We start from the raw sequence: 280 nt of genomic DNA on the forward strand, positions 1-280 counted from the left end.
ATCTGGATTTAAAACAGCACTTACACGAACGCTGAATAATTATGCATATAAAAATAAACTAATTAAAGAAGGAAAAATAAACTTAACCGGGGAAGATTTTAGAGAGGGGCTAACCGCAGTTCTCTCTGTTAAAGTTGCGGAACCCCAGTTTGAAGGACAAACAAAAACAAAGCTTGGTAACAGCGAAACAAGATCTGCGGTAGAAATGTTGGTGGGAGAAAAACTTACTGATTTTCTTGAAGAGAACCCGTCGATAGGAAGAAAAATAATTGAAAAATGT

Annotated in this window: 1 pseudogene; it reads left to right on the forward strand. The window is 36.1% G+C overall.

Features of this window, described 5'->3' with window-relative positions:
* Window positions 1-280, forward strand: a pseudogene (locus tag PZC42_RS20980) (DNA topoisomerase IV subunit B); the annotation flags it as partial.

Origin of the sequence: Isoptericola croceus, from assembly GCF_029382255.1 — a bacterium.
In the GTDB taxonomy this organism is placed as follows: domain Bacteria; phylum Actinomycetota; class Actinomycetes; order Actinomycetales; family Cellulomonadaceae; genus Isoptericola; species Isoptericola croceus.